This window comes from Rhizobium leguminosarum bv. trifolii WSM2297 (genome assembly GCF_000271845.1).
On record NZ_JH719392.1, the window covers coordinates 811124 to 836771 of the forward strand.

Consider the following 25648-nt stretch of genomic DNA (forward strand, 5'->3'; position numbering starts at 1 on the left):
AATTCCCTATTGCTGCACAATGAATGGGAACAAATTCACACAACTTGACTGGGACGACTTGCGGCATTTTCTGGCTTTGGCGCAGTCGGGAACACTTCTCGGCGCGGCGAAGCAGCTGGGCGTCGAACACGCGACGATAAGCCGGCGCGTCTCATCGCTTGAGGCAACGCTGGATCGCAAGCTCATCGACCGTCGCGGGCGGCGCGTCATTCTCACTCCGGAAGGCGAGAAGGTTGCCAAGCATGCGGCCGTCATTGCCTTGCAAACTGCTGCAGTCGAGCAGATTGGGCGCAGCAGCGCTACGGAAGTGCATGGCCACGTGAGGATCAGCGCCCCTCCCGCTCTTTCGAGCGTGCTTCTGGCAAAACCGATCGTGGCAATCCGGCGAGATCATCCGGGTGTTCAGATTACGCTTGTTGGCGAGAAGCGGTTTACGTCCTTGAACCGGCGCGAAGCGGACATCGCGGTCCGACTGTCAAGACCGGAAGATGGCGACTATTCGATCGTTAAGCTCCACGAGATGACTTTCGGTCTCTTCGCCTCGAAGCGTTACCTCGAAACCTTTGCGCCGTCCGAATGGACTTTTATTGGCTACGATGAAGCGATGAATGCCTCGCCGCAACAGCTGCGTCTCAAGGAGGTGGCCGCGGGCCGCCAAATTGCGTTGAGATCATCCGTTCTGGAGTTTCAGGTCGCAGCCGCAAGGCTTGACGGGGGTGTCGTCATGCTCCCCGATTTCGCAGTCCCTGGGGATCTCCAGCTCATCGAGAGCGAACATGCTCTCGTAAGAGAGCTTTGGTTGGTCGTGCACTCGGAGATCAAGGACGTTCCGTCTATTCGTGTCGTCCTTGATGCGGTCAAGAGCGCGTTCAAAAAGAAGTCTCATTCCGACCAGCCCCATTTGTCCGAGTAAATCAACGGCCAGAAGAGGAAGGTCGACCTTGCGCGCTTCCCGGCGTTGGCAGGACCGGCAACCACGCTGCAACATCCTCTCAGGCCCCGGACGCTGCGCACGCCATGCCATCGTAGGGATCAGGGGAAAATGCCGATTCAACAGCAACGCCACCAAGTCAAACCTGCGGCTATATCGTCTGGACCTTCAGGCTTAAGGAACCGTAGTCGCTACCCCACAACACCTACGTCCTCCGATACAGAAAATACCGCCCTTCCTTGATCCCCTCCGGCAGCGGCAGCGCCGCCAACTCCGGATGCTCCAGCGGCAGGCCGCTGACGGCGATGCCGTTTGGGGTGAGCACGCCGGCCATGAGCTGCGGCAGCCAGGTCAGCGTTACCGCGTCGATCTCGTCATGGCCGGTGCCGATATCGGCATGGGCAAGCGCGGCACCAATACCGAGGAAGGCCTGGCCGGAGTCGCGGATATTGCCGGTCACCATGTCTTCGGCCTCCGGTGTCGAGGCCGAATAGGAGCGGACTTCCCAGTCGAAGGCGACGATGCGGCGGTCGGGAAAATTTTCGCGCAGGTGATCATAGGTGCGGCCGTTGCCGAGGCCGAATTCCAGCACCGGGCCGTCGATTTCGCTGACCAGATCGATGATCGCGTTCAGAATGTCGCGTTGAGCCGTCAACCGGCGAATGAAGCTGTCGAGGCGGCTCATCTATTCCGTATCCGTCGTGAAAAATCGTCAGCGGGTGCTAACACATGAAACCTTGCCAAGTCGATTGCCGTAAAATGGGAAATGGCGTTGCAGTGGCAACATGGGTCTGTGCTAAGGTCAATGACATGAAAACCGTGACCGACGAAGAATTCTTTGCCGCCGTGCCGCTGTTCAGCGCCTTCGAGGGCGTGACCGATGCCGCCAATTACAGGCCCCTGCCGGATGGATGGGTGCTGGCGCTTGCCGATATCGTCGGCTCGACGCAGGCGATCGCCGGCGGCCGCTACAAGGACGTCAACATGGCGGGCGCCAGCGTCATTTCGGCGGTGTTGAATGCCGTCGGCAAGGGCGACTATCCCTTCGTCTTCGGCGGCGACGGCGCTCTGATTGCACTTCCGGGTTCGCTGGAACCGGCGGCGCGCGAAGCGCTTGCCGCCGTGCAGGTCTGGGTCGAGGAGGATCTCGGCCTGATGCTGCGCATCGCCATCGTTCCGGTCACTGACACCCGCGCCGAGGGTCTTGACGTCCGCGTCGCCCGTTATTCCGTAAGCCCTCATGTCACCTATGCGATGTTTTGGGGCGGCGGGACGAGTTGGGCCGAAAGACAGATGAAGCTCGGCCATTACAATGTCGAGCGCGCGCCCGCAGGCACCCGCCCCGATCTCACCGGCCTCTCCTGCCGCTGGAGCCCGATCGATGCGCAGAATGGTGAGATCGTCTCGATCATCGCCGTTCCCGGCGAAGGCCGGCCCGGCGAAGAATTTCGCTCCCTCGTCAATGGCATCGTCGCCATCACCAGCGAGCAGAGCCGCGGCAGCCATCCGGTGCCGGCCGAGGGCCCGGAGCTCGCTTTCTCGCTGCACGGCATCAATCGCGAGGCCAAGGCCACCGCGCCAGCCGGAAGGCGTCTGCGGCAGAAACTCTTCATCTTCCTGCAGCTTGCCATCACGGTCGTGTGCTACCGGCTGGGCATTCCGCTCGGCCGCTTCGATGCGCGCCGCTACAAGCGCGACGTCGCCGGCAATTCCGATTTCCGCAAGTTCGACGACGGGCTGAAGATGACGGTTGACGTCGACGCCGAGCACCTGAAACGGATCGAGACGCTGCTGGAAGCGGCCCGCGCCAAGGGCATTGCCCGCTACGGTCTGCATCGACAGACTTCGGCGCTCATGACCTGCTTCGTGCCGACGCCGATTTCGCGCGACCACATGCATTTCATCGACGGTGCATCTGGCGGTTATGCAGTGGCCGCCAGCCGGATGACCGGCAAGTCGCTTTCCGCCGTTTCCGTCACGCCTTGATGATGTGATGGGCCGAGAGGCCTAGCCGGTTGAAGACGTTGCGCGTGTCGATGATCAGTGCAGCGCTTTTCGAAAGCGCGGCATAATCCACCCCATCATGATCGGTCGCGACCAGCACGGCATCGTAGCCGGCGATCGTATCAGGCGTCAGCGCCACCGATTTGCGGCCCTTCAGCGCCTGGTATTCGCGTGTCGGCGGGATCTCGGCGACGAAGGGGTCGTGATACTCCGCCCGTCCGCCGCGTTCCTCGATAATCTCGATCAGCCGCAGCGACGGGCTTTCTCTTATATCGGCGACGTTCTTTTTGTAGGCTAGCCCGAGCACCAGCACCCGGCTGCGGCTCAGCGCCTTGCCGGCGCGGATGTCGAGCGCTTCGGCAAGCTTGCCGACGACGTAACGCGGCATCGCCGAGTTGATCTCGCCGGCGAGTTCGATGAAGCGGGTGGGCAGCTCGTATTCGCGCGATTTCCAGGTGAGGTAGAAGGGATCGATCGGAATGCAGTGGCCGCCGAGGCCGGGGCCCGGATAGAAGGGCATGTAGCCGAAGGGCTTGGTCTTGGCCGCGTCGATCACCTCCCAGACATCGATGCCCATCGCCGCATAGACGGTCTTCAGCTCGTTGACGAGAGCGATGTTGACCGAACGGAAGATGTTTTCGGTGAGCTTCACCGCCTCGGCCGTCGCATTCGAGGAGACCGGAACGACGGTCGAAACCGCGGCACCATAGAAGGCTTTCATCAGCGACAGCGCCTCAGGACCATCGCCGGCGACCACCTTCGGGATGGTGGCGGTATGATAATGCTGATTGCCGGGGTCCTCGCGCTCCGGCGAGAAGCCGACGAAAAAGTCGGAGCCGGATTTCAGCCCGGTGCCCTCGAGGATGACCTTGACGATATCGTCGGTAGTGCCGGGATAGGTGGTCGATTCCAGGACGACGAGTTGGCCGGGGCGCAAATGCTGGGCGATCGAGCGCGACGTCGCCTCGACGTAGGAAAGGTCGGGATCGCGGTGTTTGGTGAGCGGGGTAGGCACACAGATGATAATGACGTCGCAGTCAGCAAGACCGGCGAAATCGGTGGTCGCCTGGAAGCGCCCGGCCTCGATCTCGGCTGAAAGCGCTGCGTCGCTGACGGCGTCGATATAAGAGCGGCGGGCATCGAGCGCCACCATCTTTGAGGGATCGATGTCGAAGCCGGTGACCGCAAAACCGCTGCGTGCCACCGCCATCGCCAGCGGCAGCCCGACATAGCCGAGCCCGATGACGCCGGCACGCGCCGCGCGGGTTTCGATCTTCTGCAAAAGCGTGTCGAAAGTGGAGATGGCCAAGGCGGGATCTTTCAAACGGGGAAGAGAGGAAGCTGATCTAATGCATGATCCGGGCAAATTAAACCCGGCTCCTCTTCTCCCCGGCGGCAGTGCTGTCCGGTTTGCGCCAAAAACTGCCCCTCACCCATTCTGGCCGTCCTGGCGCGGACAGGAGACGTGCCACGCGAGAGGGTATTGGGAACCGAGGAGGCCGCCGCACGTCGTCCCCTCGCCTGTCTAACCGGAGAAGGCGCCGGCAGGCGTACGAGGGGATGAACCCTTAGCCGGGTGTGGCCGAAAAGCCCCGGCGATGACCTTTGCTGCAACTTCAGCGCACAAAAAAATTCCCATCCCATTGTTTCGCATCTGCAGCATCCCTATTTTGATTCTTGATAATGAACCACAGTGAAAGGACTGCCCGTCCGGTCCTCCGACATGGGGAACAGAGGGGTGCCCTTGCCGGGCTCTCGGCACATCGTTGACAAATAATACCGCTCGTACATCCTGATTTCCTTTTGACCTGCGCATGAAGATGTGCCGGCCGGGGAATTTTTGGCTCTTGGGGATGGCGTGCCTTATGAGGATCATACCGAGAATGAGCACGATCGAAACCAGCGTGTCCTCCATCCTGTTGGATCGGGTCGCTGAATGGCTGACGAACTCTTCGCTGGCCGGAGACGAGCTTGAAAACATCGTGCGCGGCTTCTGCGAAAGGCTTGCCGCCGCCGGCCTGCCGATTGCGCGCGTGCATCTGACCTTTTCGATGCTGCATCCGCTTTATGACGCGCTGAGTTTTACCTGGCGGCGCGCGAGCGGCGTTACCATCGAGGGCTTCCGCATGCCGGCCGGGCAGAAGCCGGACCGCTTCCTGCAGAGCCCCTATTATTACCTGCTCGACAACAACCTGCAGCACATCCGCCGCCGGCTGATGCAGGAAGGGCCGGCGGAATTTCCGATCTTCGAGGATCTGCGCAAGGACGCCATCACCGATTACCTCGCCTTCGTGCAGCCCTTCGGCGACGGCTCGGTGCAGGGCATGATGGGCTCCTGGTCGACCGACCATCACACCGGCTTTTCCGACGATATGATCGACGCGCTGCTCAGGATGCAAAACCATCTGGCGGTCGCCGCCAAGATGGCGGTGCTCGGCAAGCTCGCCAACAACATGCTGACCACCTATCTCGGCGGCGATGCCGGCAAGCGGGTGCTGAACGGCCAGATCCGCCGCGGCGATGGCGAAACCATCCGTGCCGCGCTTGTCATGGGCGATATGCGCGAATCCACCATGTATGCCGAAAAGGAAGGCCGTCAGGCCTATATCGACACGCTGAACCAGTTCTTCGACGCGATCGCCGCCCCCTTCAACCGGAATGGCGGCGAGATCCTGAGCTTCCTCGGCGACGGCTTCCTTGCCGTCTATCCCTGCGGGCGCCACAAGGACCCGTCGAAAATCGCCTGCGAGGCAGCCCTTTCCGCCGTCCATCAGGCGCAGGCGCGGGTGGCCGAGCTCAATAGGGACCGCGAGGCGAAAGGCCTCAGCAAGGTCGGCTACGGCATCGGCCTGCATGTCGGCAACGTCATGTTCGGTAATGTCGGCCTGAAAGACCGGCTGACCTTCTCCGCCTTCGGCTCAGCGGTCAACGAGGTGCAGCGGCTGCAGATCCTGACCAAGAAATACGGCCGGGAGGTCGTCGCCAGCCAGGCTTTCGCCGGTTATTGCGGCGGCGAATGGACGACGCTCGGCGAAGAGAAGCTGCGCGGCATCCGCCAGAAGGTGACGGTGCTGCAGCCGCGGGCGCCGGCTCCCGAGATCAACGTCGACGAGGGCTTCCGCGAGGCGGTTCAGAACGGGCTTTCTGAAGCCGAGCAAGTCATTCTCCTGCACCGGGACGCGAAGAAACACGTCGAGCGCACAACCACGGAGAAGTTCATCCAGTAAACCTCGAACGCCTGCTCTGAATCTGCGCGACTCGTCTGGGGAACTTCGGCGAGATGTGGCAGTTTTCCTGTGATTGTCATCTGCTAGACACCCCGTTTGCGGTACGATAGTGTGCCTTAACGGGAACACAGAAGACTGGGGAATTTCATTGGTATGGCGTCTGCAGCCGATTTGTTGCGTATTGAAAATCTCGACGTTTCCTTCTCGGTTTTCGGCGACCGGCTGCGCGTCGTAAAGGAAGCCAATCTTCGTATCCTTCCGGGCAAGGTCACCGCGCTCGTCGGCGAGTCCGGTTCCGGCAAATCGGTGATCAGCCAGTCGATCATGGGCATCCTGCCCAACCCGGCCAAGGCCTCCGGCAGCATCCTCTTTACCGATCCGCTCGATGGCAGCACGACGGATATCCTGTCGCTTTCGCGCGACAGCGAGGAAATGCGCGACCTGCGCGGCCGGCGCATGGCGACGATTTTCCAGGAGCCGATGACCTCGCTTTCGCCGCTGCACACGGTCGGCAACCAGATCAGCGAAGCGCTTTTGATCCATACCGAAGCCGACAAGCAGGAAGCACGGGAAAAGACCGAGGAAATGCTCGGTCTCGTCGGCTTTTCCAATCCGCACCGCACCTACGACATGTACCCCTTCGAACTGTCCGGCGGCATGCGCCAGCGCGCCATGATCGCCATGGCGCTGATCTGCAAGCCGGCGCTGTTGATCGCCGACGAGCCGACGACAGCACTCGACGTGACGATCCAGGCGCAGATCCTCGAGTTGCTGCGCGACCTGCAGGCCAAGCTCGGCATGGCGATGCTTCTCATCACCCACGATCTCGGCATCGTCGCCAACATGGCCGACGAAGTGGTCGTCATCTATCACGGCGAGATCATGGAAGCCGGACCGGTCGAGGCGATCTTCCGCAATCCGCAGCACCCCTATCTCAAGGCACTGATGGCCGCCGTTCCGCATTTTGACATGAAACCCGGCGAGCGGCTGAAGGCGCTGCGCGACGTGCCGGTCAATCTCGAAACCCTTGTCGGCAAGAAGAAGCCGCTGCAGGCGGAGGCGCCGGGCACACTGCTTTCGGTTGCCAATCTCTCGAAGACCTACAAGACGCGCAAGCGCAGTTTCCTCGGCAAGCATGAAGCCGCGGTCGTGCACGCCGTCGACGATGTCAGCTTCGACATCCGCCGCGGCGAATGTCTCGGCCTCGTCGGCGAATCCGGCTGCGGCAAGACGACGCTCAGCAAGATCCTGATGCGCGCCGTCACACCCGATAGCGGCGCGGTGGTGTTCAACGACGGCAAGGACGTGATCGACGTACTTTCGGTGCGCGGCGAGGCCCTGCAGGATATGCGCACTAAGATCCAGATGGTGTTCCAGGATCCGGTCTCCTCGCTCTCACCGCGCATGACGGTGCGCAATATTTTGAGCGAACCTCTGGAGATCCACGACCGCGGCGACAGTGACGAGCACAAGCGCAAGGTCGAAGGGCTGATGGCGGCGATCGGCCTCGACAAGCGTTACCTCAGCCGCTACCCGCACAGTTTTTCCGGCGGCCAGCGCCAGCGCATCGGTATCGCCCGCGCGCTTGCACTCGGCCCGAAGCTCGTCATCCTCGACGAGCCGGTCTCGGCGCTCGACGTCTCCGTCCAGGCACAGATCCTCAACCTGTTGAAGGACCTGCAGAAGGAGCTGGGGCTGACCTATCTGTTCATCTCCCACAATCTCGCCGTCGTCGACTATATGGCCGACCGCATTGCGGTGATGTGCAAGGGCCGCATCGTCGAGATCGCGCCACGCGAGATCATCCTGCGCGACCCGGTCCACCCCTATACGAAATCTCTGCTCGCCGCCGTCCCCTTCCCCGATCTCGACCGGCCGCTCGATTTCAAGGCGCTCCGGGAAAACGGCGCCGCCGACAAGCAGAACTGGGGCGCGACCTTCACCGCCGAGCATGACGACGCTTCCGAGCTTGCCTATGCCGATCTCGGCGACGGCCATCTGGTGCGCGCCCGCAAAGGCGCCGATGCCAGGGAGTTGCGCTGATGGTGACGCGTCGCATTTTTCTGGGCGGCCTTGTCGGCGCGGCGATCGCGCCCACGGTGCTTCGGGCCGAACAGGCCGGCGAGCCGGAATTCCTGAAGGAGCAGTTGACATCAGGCAGCCTGCCGCCGATGGCCGCGCGCCTTCCCGCCCGCCCGCGCATCGTCAACCTCAAGGAAATGGGGCTCGAACCGGGCAGCTACGGCGGCACGGTGCGCACCATCATCGGCAGCCAGCGCGACATCCGCTTCATGACGATCTACGGCTATGCCCGCATGGTCGGCTACAACAAGCACCTGCAGTTCCAGCCTGACATTCTCGCCGATTTCCACTCGGAAGACGACACGGTCTTCACCTTCACGCTGCGCGAGGGCCATAAATGGTCCGACGGACAGCCGTTCACGGCCGACGATTTCCGCTACTGGTGGGAAGACGTCATCTTGAACGACAAGCTGACGCCGGGCGGCGGTGCGCTGGAGCTTCGCCCGCACGGCAGCCTGCCGCGTTTCGAGATGCTCGATCCGCTGACGGTGCGCTACACCTGGGACAAACCCAACCCGATGTTCCTGCCGACGCTGGCCGGCCCCATCCCGCTCGTCATCGTCGGGCCGGCGCATTATCTCAAGCAGTTCCATAAGAAGTTCCAGCCCGACCAGGCGAAGATGGAACAGATGATGCAGGCCAACCGCGTCAAGAAATGGCAGGACCTGCACATCAAGATGGCCCGCTCCTACCGGCCTGAGAATCCCAACCTGCCGACGCTCGATCCCTGGCGCAATACGACGCCGCTGCCGGCCGAGCAGTTCGTCTTCGAGCGTAACCCGTTCTTCCACCGCGTCGACGAGACCGGCAGGCAGCTTCCCTATCTTGACCGGTTCATCCTCAACGTCTCCTCCTCGTCGATCATTGCCGCCAAGGCGGGTGCCGGCGAGGCCGACCTGCAGGCGACCGGCATCGACTTCAACGACTACACCTTCCTGAAGGAGGCCGAGAAACGCTTCCCAGTGAAGGTCAATCTCTGGAAGGTGGCGCGCGGCTCGCGCATTACACTGCTGCCGAACCTCAACTGCGCAGACGAGGTGTGGCGCGGCCTTTTCCGCGACGTGCGCCTGCGCCGGGCCTTGTCGCTGGCAATCGACCGGCACGAGATCAACATGGTCGCCTTCTACGGCCTGGGCACGCCGAGCGCCGATACCGTCCTGCCCGACAGCCCGCTGTTCAAGCAGGAATATGCCGATGCTTTCGTCAAGTTCGATGCCGACGAGGCTAACCGTTTGCTCGACGAACTCGGCCTGACCAAGCGCGGCAGCGACGGCATCCGCCTGCTGCCGGACGGGCGGCGCGCCGAGATCACTGTCGAAACCGCCGGCGAGAGCAATCTCGATACCGACGTATTGGAGCTGGTGCACGATCACTGGGCCAATATCGGCCTTGCGCTCTATACCCGCACCTCGCAGCGCGACGTCTTCCGTAACCGCGCCATGAGCGGTTCGATCATGATGTCGATCTGGTACGGCCTCGACAATGGCGTGCCGACGGCCGACATGTCGCCCGCAGGACTGGCGCCGACGCTCGACGATCAGCTGCAATGGCCGCTCTGGGGGATGCACTACCTCTCGGCCGGCCAGGAGGGCACGGCCCCGGACCTGCCGGAAGCCGCCGAACTGGTCGACCTGCTAGGCCAATGGGGTTCGACGGCGAAATTCGAGGAGCGTCAGGTGATCTGGCACAAGATGCTGTCGCTCTATACGCAGCAGGTGTTCTCGATCGGTCTGATCAACAGCACGCTGCAGCCGATCCTTCGCGCCGCCAAGCTGCAGAACCTGCCGGAAAAAGCCCTCTACGGCTTCGATCCCACCTCCTATCTCGGCATCTACATGCCGGATGCATTCTGGTACAAGGAGGCCTGAGGCGTGCTCAGATACATTCTCTGGCGCATCGCCGCCATGGTGCCGACGCTCTTCGTCATTTCGGCGCTGGTTTTCACCATCATCGAGCTGCCGCCGGGCGACTTCTTCGAGAGCCAGATCGCCGAACTGCGCGCCTCGGGCGAAACCGCCAATCTCCAGGAAATCGAGGAGATGCGCCAGCAATACGGCTTCGACAAGCCGGAGATCGTGCGCTATTTCTACTGGGTCGGCGGGATGCTGCATGGCGATTTCGGCTATTCCTTCGAATACCAGCTGCCGGTGTCGGACGTGGTCGGCGAGCGCCTGTGGCTGACGATCCTCGTCTCCTTCACGACCATCCTGCTCACCTGGCTGATCGCCTTTCCGATCGGCATCTATTCGGCCACGCATCAGTATAGCTGGAGCGATTACGGTCTGACCTTCCTCGGCCTGCTCGGCATCGCCATTCCGAATTTCATGCTGGCGCTGATCCTGATGTATTTCGCCAATATCTGGTTCGGCATCTCGATCGGCCATCTGATGGACCAGCAATATATCTCGGCGCCGATGAGCTGGGAGAAGGCGCGCTCGATCCTCTCTCACCTGTGGATCCCGGTGATCATCGTCGGCACGGCGGGGACTGCAGGGATGATCCGGCGGCTGCGCGCCAACCTGCTCGACGAGATGCAGAAGCAATATGTGACGACGGCGCGGGCCAAGGGCCTGCATCCGATTCGGGCGCTGCTCAAATATCCGCTGCGCATGGCGCTCAACTTCTTCGTCGCCGATATCGGCTCGATCCTGCCATCGATCATCTCGGGCGCCGAGATCGTCGCGATCGTGCTGTCGCTCGAGACGACGGGGCCGATGCTCATCAAGGCGCTTCAGAGCCAGGACATGTATCTGGCCGGCTCCTTCCTGATGTTCTTGGCCTTCCTCAACGTCATCGGCGTGTTGATCTCCGACATCGCGCTCGGCTTCCTCGATCCCCGCATCCGTCTGCAAGGCAGGAGCACCAAATAATGTCGCCCCTTCCCGCACCCGGCGCCCCGCTGCCGCATTACGTCTCGACCGCACCTTTCGATCCGCTGGCGACCGAGACCATGACGGCGGCGCAATCGCGCATCCATCTCGCCTCGCAGAAGCAGCTGATGTGGTGGAAGTTCAAGCAGCACAAGCTGGCCTTGATCTCCGGCATCTTTCTTGCTGCTGTCTACCTGATGATCCTGATCGTCGAGTTCCTGGCGCCCTACGGCCTGCATACGCGCAATGTGGATTTCATCCATGCGCCACCGCAGAGCATCCACTTCTTCGACAAGGGCAATTTCGTCGGCCCCTTCGTCTATGGCCGCAGCATGACGCTCGATCTCGACACGCTGCACCGCGTCTATACCGACCGGCCGAACGACGTGCAGCCGATCCGCTTCTTCTGCCGCGGCGATGCCTACAAATTCTGGGGCTTTGCCGCCTCGAACTATCATCTGGTCTGCCCGGCAATCGGCGGCCAGATGTTCCTGCTCGGCACCGACCGGCTCGGCCGTGACGTGCTGTCGCGCATTCTTTACGGCGCGCGGATATCGCTGACGATCGGTCTGATCGGCATTTCGATCAGCTTCGTGCTCGGCATCGTCATCGGCGGCCTTGCCGGTTATCGGGGTGGCATTTTCGATCTCATCGTCCAGCGCCTGATCGAAGTGCTGCAATCGCTGCCGAGCCTGCCGCTATGGATGGCGCTGGCCGCCATCATGCCAGTGACCTGGAGTCCGATCGTCATCTATTTCGGCATTACCGTCATTCTCGGCATCATCGACTGGACGGGGCTTGCACGCGCCGTGCGCTCCAAGCTTCTGGCGTTGCGCGAAGAGGATTACGTCCAGGCCGCGCAACTGATGGGCGCCAGCACGCCCCGCATCATCGGCCGGCATCTGGTGCCGGGCTTCATGTCGCATCTGATTGCCTCGGCAACGATTTCGATCCCCGGCATGATCCTCGGCGAGACCGCGCTCTCCTTCCTCGGCCTCGGTCTTCGCCCGCCGATCACCAGCTGGGGCATTCTGCTCACCGAGGCAAAAAGCGTCAGCGTCATCGCCTTCTATCCTTGGCTGCTCTATCCGATCATTCCTGTTGTTCTTGTCATTTTGGCGTTCAACTTTCTGGGAGACGGCTTGCGTGATGCGGCAGATCCCTACAAATAGCAGAAAACCCGGCGGCGCCTTATGGCACCGCCCACGCCACGTGGCCTCCGGACGGTGGGGGTACTAACGCATGTTGTTCACCCCGGAGGGAACACCCATGGTGAGACGTCTCGAAGATGCACGCATCCTCATGTACAGTCATGACACCTTCGGTCTCGGCCATCTCAGGCGCTGTCGCGCCATCGCCCATGCGCTGGTCGAGGATTATCGCGGCCTCAACATCCTGATTATTTCGGGCGCGACGATCGCCGGCGCCTTCGACTACCGCGCTCGCGTCGACTTCGTGAAGATCCCGAGCGTCATCAAGCTGCGCAACGGCGAATACACGTCGCTTGCCAGCCACATCGACCTGCACGAGACGCTGAAGATGCGCGAGTCGAGCATCCGCCACACGGCCGAGACGTTCCAGCCTGATATTTTCATCGTCGACAAGGAGCCGATGGGACTGAAGGGCGAGGTCGAGGATACACTGGCCTATCTCAAGGCCCGCGGCACCGTCCTGGTGCTCGGCCTGCGCGAGATCATGGACGCGCCGCATCTGCTCGACGCCGAGTGGAAGAGGAACGGCATCATGCAGAAGATCGACCAATATTACGACAGCGTCTGGGTCTATGGTCCGCCTGACTTCTACGATCCCCTGATCGGTCTCGATGTGCCGGCCAGCCTGCGCCGGAAGATGGATTTCGTCGGCTTCCTGCAGCGCAGCGTCTCCAAGGGCAAGACCTCGATCAACGCCCGCAAGGATAATTACCTATTGGTCACCACAGGCGGCGGCGGCGACGGCTCCGATCTCGTCCACGACGTGATGAACGCCTACGAGGCCGATCCGACCCTGACGCAGAAGGCGCTCGTCGTGCTCGGGCCCTATATGCCGGCGGCCGAGCGCGCCAAGCTGGTGCAGAAGGGGGACGCCATTCCCTATATCGAGGTGATCGAGTTCGACAACCACATGGAAGAGCTGATCGACGGCGCCGCCGGCGTCGTCGCCATGGGCGGCTACAACACCTATTGCGAGATCATCTCCTTCGACAAACCGGCGCTCATTGTGCCGCGCGTCAAGCCGCGCGAGGAACAGCTGCTGCGCGCCAAGCGGGCAAGTGAGCTCGGCCTCGTCGATATGCTGCTGCCGGAACAATCGGTCGATCCCACCATCATGGCCGAGGCTCTGAAGCGCCTGCCCTCCCGCCTGCCGCCATCGAAGAGCGGCAGCAATATGCATCTCGAAGGGCTGGACCACATCTCGCAGACCGTCGGCCGGTGGATCGACGGCCGCGCCAGCCATCTTTCCCTCGTCGGCGCGGAATAGGGCACAGAATTGCCGCCACGCCGCAAGATTCTCGTCGTGCTGAAAGGCTATCCCCGCCTTTCGGAAACCTTCATCGCCCAGGAGCTGCTTGGTCTGGAAAAGGCCGGCTTCGACCTGACGTTGATTTCGATGCGCCGTCCGACCGACAAGAAGCGCCATCCCGTGCATGATGAGATCAGAGCCCGCGTCGTCTATCTGCCGGAGTATCTGCATGAGGAGCCGATCCGTGTGCTGAAAGGCCTGATCGCCGGATTTTCCAAACCCGGCTTCAAGGCGCTGATCAAACGCTTCCTCGCCGACCTCAAGCGCGACATCTCGCGCAACCGCTTCCGCCGCCTCGGCCAGGCGCTGGTGCTGGGACGCGAATGGCCGGACGGCGGGCAATGGCTGCATGCGCATTTCATTCATACGCCGGCCTCGGTGACGGAATATGCGAGCATCCTCACCGGTACACCCTGGACCTGTTCGGCCCATGCCAAGGATATCTGGACATCGCCCGACTGGGAATTGCAGGAAAAACTCGGCAGCGCCCGCTGGGCCGTCACCTGCACCCGGACGGGCTATGAACACATGCGGATGCTGACATCCCGCAAGGATGCCGTGCACCTGAGTTACCACGGTCTCGATCTCGCCCGTTTCGGCCATTTTGCCGGCGAGTGTTCGGACCGCACCGGCAGCGACCCCGACGACCCTGCCGTCATCCTCAGCGTCGGCCGGGCCGTCGAGAAGAAGGGATACGACGTGCTGTTGCGGGCGCTGGCGCTGCTGCCCACAGACCTCCACTGGCGCATGGACCACATCGGCGGCGGCGAGGCGCTGGCCAAATTGAAGGTGCTCGCCAGCGAGCTCGGCCTCTCCAACCGCATCGCCTGGAAGGGCGCCATGGCGCAGGAAGACGTGCTCGATCACTACCGCCGCGCCGACCTCTTCGCGCTGGCCTGCCGGATCGCCGCCAACGGCGACCGCGACGGCCTGCCGAACGTGCTTGTGGAGGCTTCGAGCCAGCGGCTCGTCTGCCTGTCGACTGCGGTATCCGGCGTGCCGGAGCTTTTGGAGGACGGCGAAAACGGCTTGGTCGTGCCGCCGGAGGATCCGGAGCTGCTTGCCAAAGCGCTGGAGACGGCGATCCGCGACCCGGCGCTCCGCAAGCGCCTTGGCGATGCCGCAGAAAAGCGGGTGCGCGCCGATTTCGACTATCACTCCAGCATCCGGCAGCTCACCGGCCTGTTCGAGGCCGAATGGCAGAAGGCGTCATGACGGCACCGCGCATCTTCTTCTACGTCCAGCATCTGCTCGGCATCGGCCATATCGCCCGTGCCAGCCGCATCGCCAATGCTTTGGTCAAGGACGGTTTCGACGTCACGGTCGTCACCGGCGGCCTGCCGGTGCCGGGCTTTCCCGGCGAAGGCGTCAAGACCTTGGCCCTGCCGCCGGTCGTCGCCAGCAATGCCGGTTTCTCCGGTCTTGCCGATGCCGATGGCCGCCCCGCCGGCGAGGATTTCCTCAATGCCCGCCGCGATCTGCTGCTCGACGCCTTCCATGTCGCAAGACCGGATGTCGTCATCATCGAAGCCTTCCCCTTCGGCCGGCGGCAGATGCGCTTCGAGCTGCTGCCCCTGCTACAGGCGATCGACAAGGCCGAACCGCGGCCGAAGCTTTTGAGCTCGGTGCGTGACATCCTGCAGGAAAACCGCAAGGCCGGCCGCGACGCGGAGACTGCAGCAACGGTCAGGGACCATTTCGATGCGGTGCTCGTCCATGGCGACCCCGATTTTATCAGGCTCGAGGACACGTTCCCGCTGACAGCGGAGATCGCCGACAAGCTGCGTTATACCGGCCTCGTGGCAGCGCCGCCCGCGCCGGAACCGACCGAAACCTTCGATATTATCGCATCGGCAGGCGGCGGCGCGGTCGGCGCCGCGCTGATCGGCGCGGCAAAAGAGGCGGCAGCGATGCTGCCCACCGATCTCCGCTGGCTGCTGATATCCGGCCCGAACCTGCCGGAGGCCGATTTCGCCGCGCTGTCTCAGAATACGCCTGCCAATGTTACGCTGGTGCGCTTCCGCAAGGATTTTCCCTCGCTGCTGCGCCGTGCCAGGGTCTCGATCTCGCAGGCGGGCTATAATACGGTCGGCGATCTCCTGCGCACCGAATGCCGGGCGATCCTGATCCCCTTCGTCGCCGGCGGCGAGACCGAACAGACGGTGCGCGCAGAACGGTTGCAGGCACTCGATCTCGCCGACATCCTGCCGGAAACGGGACTGACGCCGGGGCATGTGAAAGAGGCGGTCGAAAAGGCGCTCGCCGCGCCGCGCCGCGGGCCGGTCCCGCTCGATCTCGATGGGGCTGAGAAGACCGCCGGCATCATTCGCTCCCTGATTGCCGGCAAATCGAGGTTTTGAGGCACGGCTTCCGCAAGTCGTCCGAATAGCATCCTGCCACTATCTGGCAGCAGCAAGCCTGTATAAGCTTGCCGCATGTCCCGCTCCGAACGCCTCCTCGATCTTCTTCAGGTATTGCGCCGCCACCGTCGGCCGGTGAGTGGCGGGGTGCTGGCCGAGGAGATCGGCGTCAGCATTCGCACCCTCTATCGGGATATCGCCAGCCTTCAGGCCCAGGGGGCGGCTATCGAGGGCGAACCGGGTGTCGGTTATATCTTGAAACCGGGATTTCTCCTGCCGCCGCTGATGTTTCCCCCGGAGGAGATAGAAGCGCTCGTCCTCGGCTCCCGCTGGGTTGCGGATAGAGGGGACGATCACTTACGGCATGCTGCGCGAAATGCGTTGGCGCGCATCGTTGCCGTGCTGCCGCCGGAATTGCGCGATGCACTGGATTCATCCGCCCTTCTTGTGGGGCCGGGCGTTAAGATCCCTGTCGACGCGGTCGATCCGGCCCTTCTGCGCAAGGCGATCCGCACCGAACGCAAGCTTTCGCTGTCATATAGCGACGGAGCCGGCGTGGCGTCGGAGCGTGTGGTGTGGCCGTTCGCTCTGGCCTTTTTCGACCAGGTGCGCCTTCTCCTCGGCTGGTGTGAACTCCGCCAGGATTTCCGCTCGTTTCGCACGGATCGAATTGTTCATGCGCAAGCGCTCGACGCACGTTATCCCAAGCGCAGGCAGGCGCTGCTGAAACAATGGCGGGAGATTCAGGGAATATCGCATCGGGACGTGTGATACTGCCAGAATTTGGCAGTATCGGGTCATAAGCTTCTGCTGTCCAACGAACAACAGGAGATCCTTATGACCGCCAGCAACAGCATTCTTCTCTACGTGACCGACGCCCCGACGAGCGCCCGCTTCTACACCAACCTGCTCGGGAAGGAGCCCGTGGAGGCGAGCCAGACCTTCGCCATGTTCATCTTGCCATCCGGCCTGGGGCTCGGTCTCTGGGGCAGAGCGGGCGTCGAGCCCGCGCCGGGAGCAGCCGGCGGCGGCTGCGAGATAGGCTTTAAGGTGGCCACGAGCGGTATGGTCAACTCGACCTACGCCGATTGGCAGGCCAAGGGGGCGAACATCGTCATGGCGCCGACCGACCTCGATTTCGGCCGAAGCTTCGTTGCCGCCGATCCCGACGGGCATCGACTGCGCGTCTACACCCTGGCCGAGGAGGTTTGAGCGATGGCCAAAGCCTGGATCGCCGTCGCTTGCGCAGCGCATGTCCGCATCGGCCGTCAAGCCGGCTTCATGCAGGTCTGTCACGGCAAGGCATCACCCCTCAGGCAAATCACGGCCGGGGACCGCGTGATCTACTACTCGCCCACCGTCGTCTATGGCGGCAAGGACCGCCTGCAGGCTTTCACCGCGATCGGCGCGGCACGCGACTGCGCGCCTTACCAGGTGGAGATGGAAAGCGGTTTCAGGCCCTGGCGGCGGGATGTCGAATGGCGGCCTGCAGAGGAAACGCCGATCCGGCCTCTGCTTGACCGGCTGGCCTTCACACGGGTCGGCCCCAATTGGGGCTACCAGCTTCGCTTCGGCCTGTTCGGGATCAGCAATGAAGATGCCGATATGATCGCGGAAGCGATGAGCCACTCGTCTGCGAACACCATGCTGCGAAAGGTCGCCGCTTGAGTACGATCTCTTCAGATCTTCCACGACGAGCCCCCGGATTTTTCCGGGGGTATCTTTTGCTCGCGGCACCGATCTCTACATGATTGCCGAGCCGTCTGCTGCCGCAAAATTCCGTAATCGAAATCGATTTACGCATAAAATTATGCAGCAATTCCAAGTGTTACGCTGCCCTTTGGGCGTCTTTTAAGACGCACGGCGCTGTAATCCAAAATTCCTGTGATATAAGCAATATTCCGGCGAGAATCGGCACATCTGCAGCCGGTCCCTTCGCCTTGTTTTCATTGCGATATCGGCGGTCCGAAGGCATGGTCCTGTTCTCAGAATTGCTCCCCATCCCGGCCGCCGGAATTTCCCAGCACGCTGACGGTTAGCCATGGAAAAAAGCCTCGCCCGCTACATCTGGAAGAACACGCGGCTGCAGCAGCTGTGGATTCTGGCTGTCGTCGCCGCCTCGATGGTGCCCTATTTCCTGTCCTTCGACCTGCCGAAGCAGATCGTCAACGGACCGATCCAGGGCGACGGTTTCGAAGGTCCGGGTGCCAGGCAGACCTTCATGCACATTGCCTACGACATTCCGCTGATCGGCCATGTCGAATTCTTTCAAGGTTTGCAGCTCAACCGCTTTCAGATGCTGATGGCCCTCAGCCTGGTGTTTCTGGCGCTGGTGGTGCTGAACGGTCTCTTCAAGTTCTATATCAACACCTACAAGGGCCGGCTCGGCGAGCGTATGCTGCGCCGCATCCGCTTCGAATTGATCGACCGGGTGCTGCGTTTTCCGCCGATCCACTTCAAGCGGGTGAAATCGGCCGAGATCGCCACAATGATCAAGGACGAGGTGGAGCCGATGGGCGGCTTCACCGGCGATGCCTTCGTCTCCCCTGCGCTTCTCGGCGGCCAGGCGATCACCGCGCTCGCCTTCATCATCGTCCAGAATTTCTGGCTCGGCATGATTGCCGCCGGCATCGTTGGCGTCCAGGCCATCGTCATCCCCCGCATGCGCAAGCGGCTGTTGGAGCTTGGCCGCCAGCGGCAGCTGACGGCACGCGAACTTTCCGGCCGCGTCGGCGAAATCGTCGACGGCATCGGCACGATCCACGGCAACGACACCTCCAATCTCGAACGCGCCGACATCGCCTCGCGGCTCGGCCGGATCTTTTCGATCCGCTACGACCTTTACCAGTGGAAGTTCCTGGTGAAGTTCATCAACAACTTCCTCGCTCAGGTGACGCCCTTCCTGTTCTACGCCATCGGCGGCTACTTGGCCCTGCAGGGCAGGCTCGACATCGGCCAGCTCGTCGCCGTCATATCAGCCTATAAGGACCTGCCCGGGCCGCTGAAGGAATTGATCGACTGGGATCAGATGCGCCAGGACGTGCAGGTAAAATACCAGCAGGTCTACGAACAGTTCAATGTCGAGCCGCTGATCGACAGCCGGATCCAGGAACTCGCAACGACCCCCGTCGGCGCACTGACCAGCGCACTCGTGGTCACCAATCTGTCACTCTCCGACGACAGCGGCGCCCGCCTCGTCGACCACGTCTCCGTCGAAATCAAGCCGAACGAGACGGTGGCGATCGTCGGCCCGAACGGCAGCGGCGCGGAAGCCTTCGCCGAAGCGCTCGGCCGTATGGTCTGGCCGGATTCCGGCCGCATCACTATTGACGGCCGTGATCTCCTGGACTTGCCGGAATCGATCACCGGTCGGCGCATCTCCTATGCCTCGGCCGACACCTTCTTCTTTCATGGCTCGCTCGCCAGCAATCTGCTCTACGGCCTCAAGCACGCGCCGATGACGGATCCCGTTTACGACGAGAAGGAAGCGCTGGAGTATAAATGGCATTCCATCGAGGCGGTGAAAGCCGGCAATCCGACGCTCGACCTCAACAGCGACTGGGTGGATTACAAGGCCGCCGGCGCCAATGGGCCGGAAGACCTGCTGAAAGCGATCCGCCCGGTGCTCGACGCCGTTCTGATCTCGCAGGACATCCTCGATCTGGCGCTGCGCTCGACTGTCAACACCGACGTGCATGTAGCCGTCAGCGACCACGTCGTCGCGTTGCGCGCCTCGTTGCGCGACCGGCTGCGCGAAGAAGGGCTCGACACGATCGTCGTGCCTTTCGATTTCGACGCCTATAACGCCCAGGCGACGGTCGGCGAAAACCTGCTTTTCGGCACGATGAAGCGGCCGCTGATGACCAATCGCCGGCTGGCCGCGCATCCCTATTTCCAGCAGCTGTTCCGTGAGACGGGCTTGAGCACCGATCTCTACGCCATGGGCCTTGAGATCGCCGAGAACGCCGTCGAACTCTTCCACGATCTGCCGCCGGACCATCCGTTCTTCCAGCAGCTGACCTTCATGACGGCCGACGACATCCCGACCTACCAGGCGCTGCTGCAGAAGCTGCAAAGCCGCCGCTTCGAAGACGCCACGCCCGAGGAACGTTCGGCCATCATCCGGCTGAGTTTTGCCTATATCGAGCCGCGCCACCGCTTCGGCCTGCTGACCGACGAGCTGATGGCCAAGATCGTCAGCGCCCGCAAGCAGTTCCACGAGCATATTCCCGCCGATCTCGCCGAGCTGATCGAGCGCTATGACGCCGAGCGTTTCACCCCGTCGGCAAGCCTGATGGACAATGTGCTCTTCGGCCGCATCGCCTATCAGCAGGCCGACGCCTCCGACCGCATCCGTGGCATCATGGGCGAACTTTTCGACGCGCTCGACCTTTATGACGATGTGCTGTCGATCGGGCTGGAATTCGACGTCGGCTCCGGCGGCAAGCGGCTGACCATGGTGCAGCGGCAGAAGCTCAACCTTGCGCGCGCGCTCCTGAAACGCTCGGACTACTTCATCTTCAACCGGCCGCTGTCGGCACTCGACCAGCGCGTCCAGGACCAGATCACCCGCAACATCGTCGAAGGCCTTCATGAGGAAGGTCAGCGCCCGGCGATCATCTGGGTGCTCTCCAATGCGCGGCTCGCCGAGATGTTCGACCGGATCCTGCTCTTTGACCGCGGCGGGTTGGCGGAGGCCGGAAACTATCCGGAACTTTCCGAGAAAAACGGGATGTTCAAGGAACTGTTATCGTAATATTCTATCGGGGCGGCGATGGTAGGCGGTCCCGACGGGACGCCTCGGAGTTATGAAGACGCCCGGTCCCGCGGACCCTGCGTCAGGGGGTTGAAACGTGCTGTTGAGAGACGAAGTCGAAATGCTGCGACGGGTGCCGATCTTTTCGAGGATCGCACCAGCCAAGCTCAAGCTCTTGGCCTTCACTTCCGACCGTATGACCTACAAGGCCGGGCAAAACCTCTTCCACCAGGGCGATGTCGGCGACGCCGCCTATGTCATCCTCTCCGGCACCGCCGATATCATCGTCTCCTCGCCGGCCGGTGAGATCAAGGTCGCCGATGTCGAGCTCAATTCCATCGTCGGCGAAATCGCCATCCTCTGCGACGTCTCGCGCACGGCAACGGTGCGCGCCACCTCACCGCTCGAGGTGCTGCGCATCAGCAAGGAACACTTCCTGAAGCTGCTCAGCGACTTTCCGGAGATGGCGGTGGAAATCATGCGGGTGCTCGCCGACCGCCTGAATCACACCACGGCAGAGCTGACCGCGGCCCGGGCGGCAAAGCAGCCGCAGATGGCGCAGTAAGGCTTCAGGACTTTGGCGGCCATTTCTGCGCGCCGTGGACGAGGCGCAAAATTTCCACTTGTTCGATTTCCTGGCGAACACGATAGATCACGATAAAAGATGTGCGTGAAATCACCAGTTCGCGCGTTCCTCCAATTCGACCGGGCCTGCCGATCTCCGGCTGATCGATGAGCAAATCGGTCTGACGCTCGATCTCATCAAGTTGGCTTATCGCGGCGCCGACATTCTGCTCGGCGAAAAACTGAATTGCTTTCTTGCGATTTGATGCAGCTCTCGCACGCCAGACGAGCTTCACTCGGCCTTGCCCTTCAGCCGCGCCACCAGCTCCGCCCGTTCGCGCGCCATCTCTTCCTTGACGACTTCATGCGGGATCCAGACCGTGTTGGGATCGTCGGCTTCCCGGATCGCTTCCTCGACCTGTTCGCGGAACCACTTGTCGTATTCCGCCGCCTCATGGGTCCGACGCAGAGCTTCGGCCCGATCCGGCCGCGAGGTCGTCGCGGAAACGTAGTCGGCCGCATCGACATCGAACTGCGAGATGCCGACATCCTTGAGATAGGAAACCAAAGTGTCTATGCGCTTGAACACCCGCACCTGCCGGCTGCGCTGGGCGGCGAGCGGACGCTCGGCCTTGCCATAGCGGATGACCACGGACCAGCCGCCGGTCTTGCCGACGACATGAGCGGCATCGACCGCGCCGGCTTCAACAAGACGGGACAGGGTCGAATGATCGATGGTTTCTGCGGTCATGGCATATCCTCGCTGATCACCAACAAGAATATGCATTTAATTATAGATTGCAATGCATTCAATAATTAGACTTGCACCAATGGTCGGTACGGCGGATGTCAGGCAAAGGCACGACTGTTCGTTTGTGCGACGAACGACTGGTATTTGCCGAGCATGGCAGCGAGTTCCGTCTGGGTGAGCCCCACCACCTCACGCTTTTCAATGAGCAGCGCGATAGTGCTTGTGTTTTGGTGATCAGAGTGTCTTTGCAACAGCTATCCATCTCACCCAGTGACGGGGCAACGCCATGTGATGCTTGATGAAATCGTAGAGCTTTCATGGAACGGATTATGTATTCTGTCTTTCCGCCAGCATGTACTACCGAACTGGTTATTAGACTCAGTGCGATGATTGATGTATTTCTGACATTCCAGAAATAAGCTGGGGGACGTACTCCACGGGTAGCTTCGGAGAGGAGAGTTTTGAGTGGCTAAGGCCGCTCAAACTGTGTGGACGTATGCCTTGGCGGGCACGAGTTACATTAGCACGCCGCAATTCCGAGCTGCTGTCAGCGTCGAGCAAGTCTTCCTGTTGTCATCAGGGGTATGCTATGCCGACCAAATTGTTAAAGACCAACAAGATCACCTCAGTTCGTTTCAAGGATCAACTTTCCAATATCAAGTTGATCGGAACGGACCAAGACGGAACGGTCTCAGGTTCTGTTCTGACGCCATTGCCTGCGAACGGCACATCCTACCTTTACGCTGCGCGCGCAGTCATCACTACGGTTCGCGCGAGCGCTAAGTCTTACTTGCCTGCATCGAATTTCAGTGGTGTTGTGTCGCTCAGCGCGGGCGATCACGCGCCAGACGTGCCGGCAATTGCCGGCACGGCGACGAAGAACCAAGTGCGTAAGGCGCCTCGGGAAATCGTCTTCATTGACCAAGGCATCAGCGACCTGGACACCTTGCTTGGCGGTCTGCGCCCAGAAGTCGAGGCTGTTGTTTTATCCGACCGCGAACCTGCAATTCGCCAGATGGCACGTCACCTGTCTGCCTACAGCCGCCTTGACAGAGTTCATGTCGTAGCGCACGGCGCTCCGGGTCAAATCAGGTTCTCGTCTGGGACGTTCTCAGAGCGGGATTTTGCCGGCTCAACCGAATTATTCGCCAAAATTAGCGCGGCGCTGGGCAAACATGGCAGCATGCAACTATGGTGCTGCGCCACCGGCAAGAATGAAGTCGGTAAGAGTTTCGCCGAATTCCTCCACCGCTGCTTGAACCGGTCCGTTGCTGCAGCATCTGGCTTCATTGGCGCGGTAGCCCTCGGGGGCTCATGGTGTCTTGATCTGCAATTCGGGAACGCGGCACCTAGACCACCCCTTACCCGTTCTGGCTTAGCCACCTACCGAGGCGTATTGGCGAATTTCAGCGCCACCGCCGGTCAGGATAATCAGGTTGGAGGTCCGGGGGCCGATACCTTCAAAATAGGCGCCGGCACGGTGCAAGCGAGTGACATCTTCGATGGCCGCGGCGGTATCGACACTTTGAATGTTACGGCAGCAGCTGATTTTTCCGTCCTCCCGGCAAGTAGGCTCCTGTCTATGGAAATTCTTTCCATTTCGGGCAGTGGAACTGCTGTTACCTTCAATTCGAATCAATTTAGTGCAACAGGTCTATCGTTGTCGCTCGATTTACGTGGTTCGACCGGAAATCAAACGGTCACTGTTCAAAACGCTTCGAATTTCAGTGCGGCGGCTTGGACATTCGGTGGCAATGGGAGTTCGGCATGGGGCAACAATGGTAACGACATCATTGCAATAAATGGTACGTCGGGCGCGGACACCATCACTGGCAGCTCGAGCGCGGACACCATCACCGGCGGTTCGGGGGTGGATACGCTGGTGGGCGGCGGCGGGGACGACGTATTTGTCGTCAACAACGGCGACTTCACGGGCGCGGAATCGATCGATGGCGGAGCTGGCGCCAATATACTTTTCGTGGCAGGTACCAACAACTTCACCACCGGAACGTTGAGCAACCTTCGGACTCTGAATGGTTCCTCGGGCAGTGACACTGTCACGCTCACAGGCACCGAAATGAACGGATTTACGACGGTCAACCTCGGCAGTGGCAGCGACACGGTGAATCTCACTTCGACATCCACCGGTCTGAATGGCCGCAACGACAGCCAGCTTTCTGGCGTCGAGGCTATTTCCGCCGCCGCTGCGTTGGCCGGCGTTGTTATTAACCTGTCAAGTCAGGCCGAAGGTTTCACCGTCACCGGCAGCTCGAGTGCGGACACCATCACGGGCAGCTCGAGTGCGGATATCATCACCGGCGGCTCGGGGGTGGATACGCTGGTGGGGGGTGGCGGGGCCGACACATTTGTCGTCAACAACGGCGACTTCACAGGCGCGGAATCGATCAATGGCGGAGCTGGCGCCAACATACTTTTCGTGGCGGGCACCAACAACTTCACCACTGGCACGTTGACCAACCTTCAGACTCTGAACGGTTCCTCGGGCAGTGACACTGTCACGCTCACAGGCGCCGAAATGAACGGATTTACGACGGTCAACCTCGGCAGTGGCAGCGACACGGTGAACCTCACTTCGACATCCACCGGTCTAAACGGCCGCAACGACAGCCAGCTTTCTGGCGTCGAGGCTATTTCCGCCGCCGCTGCGTTGGCTGGCGTTGTTATCAACCTGTCAAGTCAGGCCGAAGGTTTCACCATCACCGGCAGCTCGGGTGCGGACAGCATCACCGGTGGCGCTGGCAACGACAGCATCAGCGGTGGCGCCGGCAATGACGTTCTGTCGGGCGGCGCCGGCAACGACTTCATCGACGGCGCTGCGGGTGCGTTCTTTGGAGCCGGCGGTCCCGGCAACGACACCATCGATCTTGGTGCAGGCGACGATTCGAGCTGGGCTCTGATTGCGTCTGGCGGAACCATCTCGGTGAGCGGCGGCGATGGCAACGATTCCATGGCGCTGTTCGGGGCCACCGCCGCCAGCGGCGTCATCGATGGCGGCGACGGGCTGGATACCCTGCAGGCGCAGCAGTCGGGCGACATCTCGACGCTCTCGATCTCCAATGTCGAACGGCTGGTGACCTATAACGCCTATGGCAATCCCAGCATCAAGGCGACAGCGACGCAGTTCGAAAGCTTCGACACCATCGTCAGCTATGTGGGCCAGGAGTCGGCCACCGTATCGCTGACCCTGGCGGGACCGGGAAGCGTCGATCTGACCGACGAACTTCTCGGCCGCAGCGTGATCTTCACCGGCAGCAGCGGCGACGACACCATCACCACTTCCAACGGCAACGACACCATCACTGGCGGCGCCGGCAACGACAGCATCACCGGCGGGTCGGGGAACGATACCATTAGCGGCGGCGCCGGCAATGACGGCATCACCGGCGGCGCCGGCAACGACGTTCTGTCGGGCGGCGACGGCGACGACTTCATCGACGGCGCGGCGGGCGCCTTCTTCGGAGGGGGCGGCCCCGGCAACGACGTTATCGACCTGGGTGCTGGCAATGACGGCAGCTGGGCGCTCATCGGTGAAGGCGGCACAATCTCGGTCAGCGGCGGCGAC

20 protein-coding genes are annotated in these 25648 nt (G+C 61.6%); 16 read left to right on the forward strand and 4 right to left on the reverse strand.

What is annotated here, in order from left to right; translation table 11 throughout:
* Positions 1–19 precede the first annotated feature (19 nt).
* Positions 20–913 carry a LysR family transcriptional regulator gene (locus RLEG4DRAFT_RS59740; RefSeq protein ID WP_003574367.1) on the forward strand — a complete coding sequence of 298 codons (894 nt, stop codon included), beginning with the start codon at positions 20–22 and terminating at the stop codon, positions 911–913.
* A gap of 223 nt (positions 914–1136) precedes the next feature.
* Here RLEG4DRAFT_RS59740 and RLEG4DRAFT_RS59745 read toward each other — a convergent pair whose 3' ends face one another.
* On the reverse strand, positions 1137–1616 hold the full coding sequence (locus RLEG4DRAFT_RS59745) for a class I SAM-dependent methyltransferase (protein WP_003574366.1): 480 nt from the start codon (positions 1614–1616) through the stop codon (positions 1137–1139).
* A 125-nt stretch (positions 1617–1741) separates the two neighbouring features.
* Here RLEG4DRAFT_RS59745 and RLEG4DRAFT_RS59750 point away from each other — a divergent pair, with 125 nt between their 5' ends.
* Positions 1742–2917: a DUF3095 domain-containing protein gene (locus tag RLEG4DRAFT_RS59750; RefSeq protein ID WP_003574364.1), complete on the forward strand. Its 1176-nt coding sequence runs from the start codon at positions 1742–1744 to the stop codon at positions 2915–2917.
* On the opposite strand, the gene RLEG4DRAFT_RS59755 is transcribed toward RLEG4DRAFT_RS59750, so the two are convergent.
* Positions 2907–4244, reverse strand: coding sequence for a nucleotide sugar dehydrogenase (locus RLEG4DRAFT_RS59755; protein ID WP_037093042.1), 1338 nt, complete (start codon positions 4242–4244; stop codon positions 2907–2909). The genes RLEG4DRAFT_RS59750 and RLEG4DRAFT_RS59755 overlap by 11 nt on opposite strands.
* 574 nt (positions 4245–4818) lie before the next feature.
* Between RLEG4DRAFT_RS59755 and RLEG4DRAFT_RS59760 the strand changes: the two genes are divergently transcribed.
* The 13 genes from RLEG4DRAFT_RS59760 (at position 4819) to RLEG4DRAFT_RS59820 (ending at position 21315) form a co-directional block, all read left to right on the forward strand.
* Complete coding sequence (locus RLEG4DRAFT_RS59760) at positions 4819–6162, forward strand: adenylate/guanylate cyclase domain-containing protein (RefSeq protein ID WP_003574360.1); 1344 nt, start codon at positions 4819–4821, stop codon at positions 6160–6162.
* Between the two features lie 153 nt (positions 6163–6315).
* The gene (locus RLEG4DRAFT_RS59765; RefSeq protein WP_003574358.1) at positions 6316–8205 is read left to right on the forward strand and encodes an ABC transporter ATP-binding protein; all 1890 of its coding nucleotides are present in this window, start codon (positions 6316–6318) and stop codon (positions 8203–8205) included.
* Positions 8205–10112: an ABC transporter substrate-binding protein gene (locus tag RLEG4DRAFT_RS59770; protein ID WP_003574355.1), complete on the forward strand. Its 1908-nt coding sequence runs from the start codon at positions 8205–8207 to the stop codon at positions 10110–10112. The genes RLEG4DRAFT_RS59765 and RLEG4DRAFT_RS59770 overlap by 1 nt, the downstream gene beginning before the upstream one ends.
* Before the next feature lie 3 nt (positions 10113–10115).
* On the forward strand, positions 10116–11114 hold the full coding sequence (locus RLEG4DRAFT_RS59775) for an ABC transporter permease (protein WP_003574354.1): 999 nt from the start codon (positions 10116–10118) through the stop codon (positions 11112–11114).
* A complete protein-coding gene (locus RLEG4DRAFT_RS59780; protein WP_003574352.1) occupies positions 11114–12286 on the forward strand; it encodes an ABC transporter permease in 1173 nt (390 codons plus the stop codon). The genes RLEG4DRAFT_RS59775 and RLEG4DRAFT_RS59780 overlap by 1 nt, the downstream gene beginning before the upstream one ends.
* 97 nt (positions 12287–12383) lie before the next feature.
* Positions 12384–13592, forward strand: coding sequence for a glycosyltransferase family protein (locus RLEG4DRAFT_RS59785; protein WP_003574350.1), 1209 nt, complete (start codon positions 12384–12386; stop codon positions 13590–13592).
* A gap of 9 nt (positions 13593–13601) precedes the next feature.
* On the forward strand, positions 13602–14849 hold the full coding sequence (locus RLEG4DRAFT_RS59790; RefSeq protein WP_003574348.1) for a glycosyltransferase: 1248 nt from the start codon (positions 13602–13604) through the stop codon (positions 14847–14849).
* Complete coding sequence (locus tag RLEG4DRAFT_RS59795) at positions 14846–15994, forward strand: glycosyltransferase family protein (RefSeq protein WP_003574345.1); 1149 nt, start codon at positions 14846–14848, stop codon at positions 15992–15994. Before RLEG4DRAFT_RS59790 ends, RLEG4DRAFT_RS59795 begins: the two co-directional genes overlap by 4 nt.
* A 75-nt stretch (positions 15995–16069) precedes the next feature.
* Positions 16070–16765: a helix-turn-helix transcriptional regulator gene (locus RLEG4DRAFT_RS59800; RefSeq protein WP_003574343.1), complete on the forward strand. Its 696-nt coding sequence runs from the start codon at positions 16070–16072 to the stop codon at positions 16763–16765.
* Between the two features lie 66 nt (positions 16766–16831).
* Complete coding sequence (locus RLEG4DRAFT_RS59805; RefSeq protein WP_003574341.1) at positions 16832–17206, forward strand: VOC family protein; 375 nt, start codon at positions 16832–16834, stop codon at positions 17204–17206.
* Between the two features lie 3 nt (positions 17207–17209).
* Positions 17210–17662, forward strand: coding sequence for an EVE domain-containing protein (locus RLEG4DRAFT_RS59810; protein WP_003574339.1), 453 nt, complete (start codon positions 17210–17212; stop codon positions 17660–17662).
* A gap of 373 nt (positions 17663–18035) precedes the next feature.
* Positions 18036–20750, forward strand: a complete 2715-nt coding sequence (locus RLEG4DRAFT_RS59815) for an ABC transporter ATP-binding protein (RefSeq protein ID WP_003574337.1) — start codon at positions 18036–18038, stop codon at positions 20748–20750.
* A gap of 97 nt (positions 20751–20847) precedes the next feature.
* Positions 20848–21315, forward strand: a complete 468-nt coding sequence (locus RLEG4DRAFT_RS59820; protein WP_003563501.1) for a cyclic nucleotide-binding domain-containing protein — start codon at positions 20848–20850, stop codon at positions 21313–21315.
* 4 nt (positions 21316–21319) lie between these two features.
* Here RLEG4DRAFT_RS59820 and RLEG4DRAFT_RS59825 read toward each other — a convergent pair whose 3' ends face one another.
* Both RLEG4DRAFT_RS59825 and RLEG4DRAFT_RS59830 read right to left on the reverse strand, forming a co-directional pair.
* Positions 21320–21610 (reverse strand): type II toxin-antitoxin system RelE/ParE family toxin, encoded by a 291-nt coding sequence (locus RLEG4DRAFT_RS59825; RefSeq protein ID WP_003574335.1) that lies wholly within the window; start codon positions 21608–21610, stop codon positions 21320–21322.
* Positions 21607–22065 (reverse strand): hypothetical protein, encoded by a 459-nt coding sequence (locus RLEG4DRAFT_RS59830; protein ID WP_003574334.1) that lies wholly within the window; start codon positions 22063–22065, stop codon positions 21607–21609. Before RLEG4DRAFT_RS59830 ends, RLEG4DRAFT_RS59825 begins: the two co-directional genes overlap by 4 nt.
* 589 nt (positions 22066–22654) lie before the next feature.
* On the opposite strand from RLEG4DRAFT_RS59830, the gene RLEG4DRAFT_RS59835 reads away from it, so the two are divergent.
* Positions 22655–25648 (forward strand): DUF4347 domain-containing protein (locus RLEG4DRAFT_RS59835; RefSeq protein WP_003574332.1); only part of this gene is annotated, 2994 nt, incomplete at its 3' end.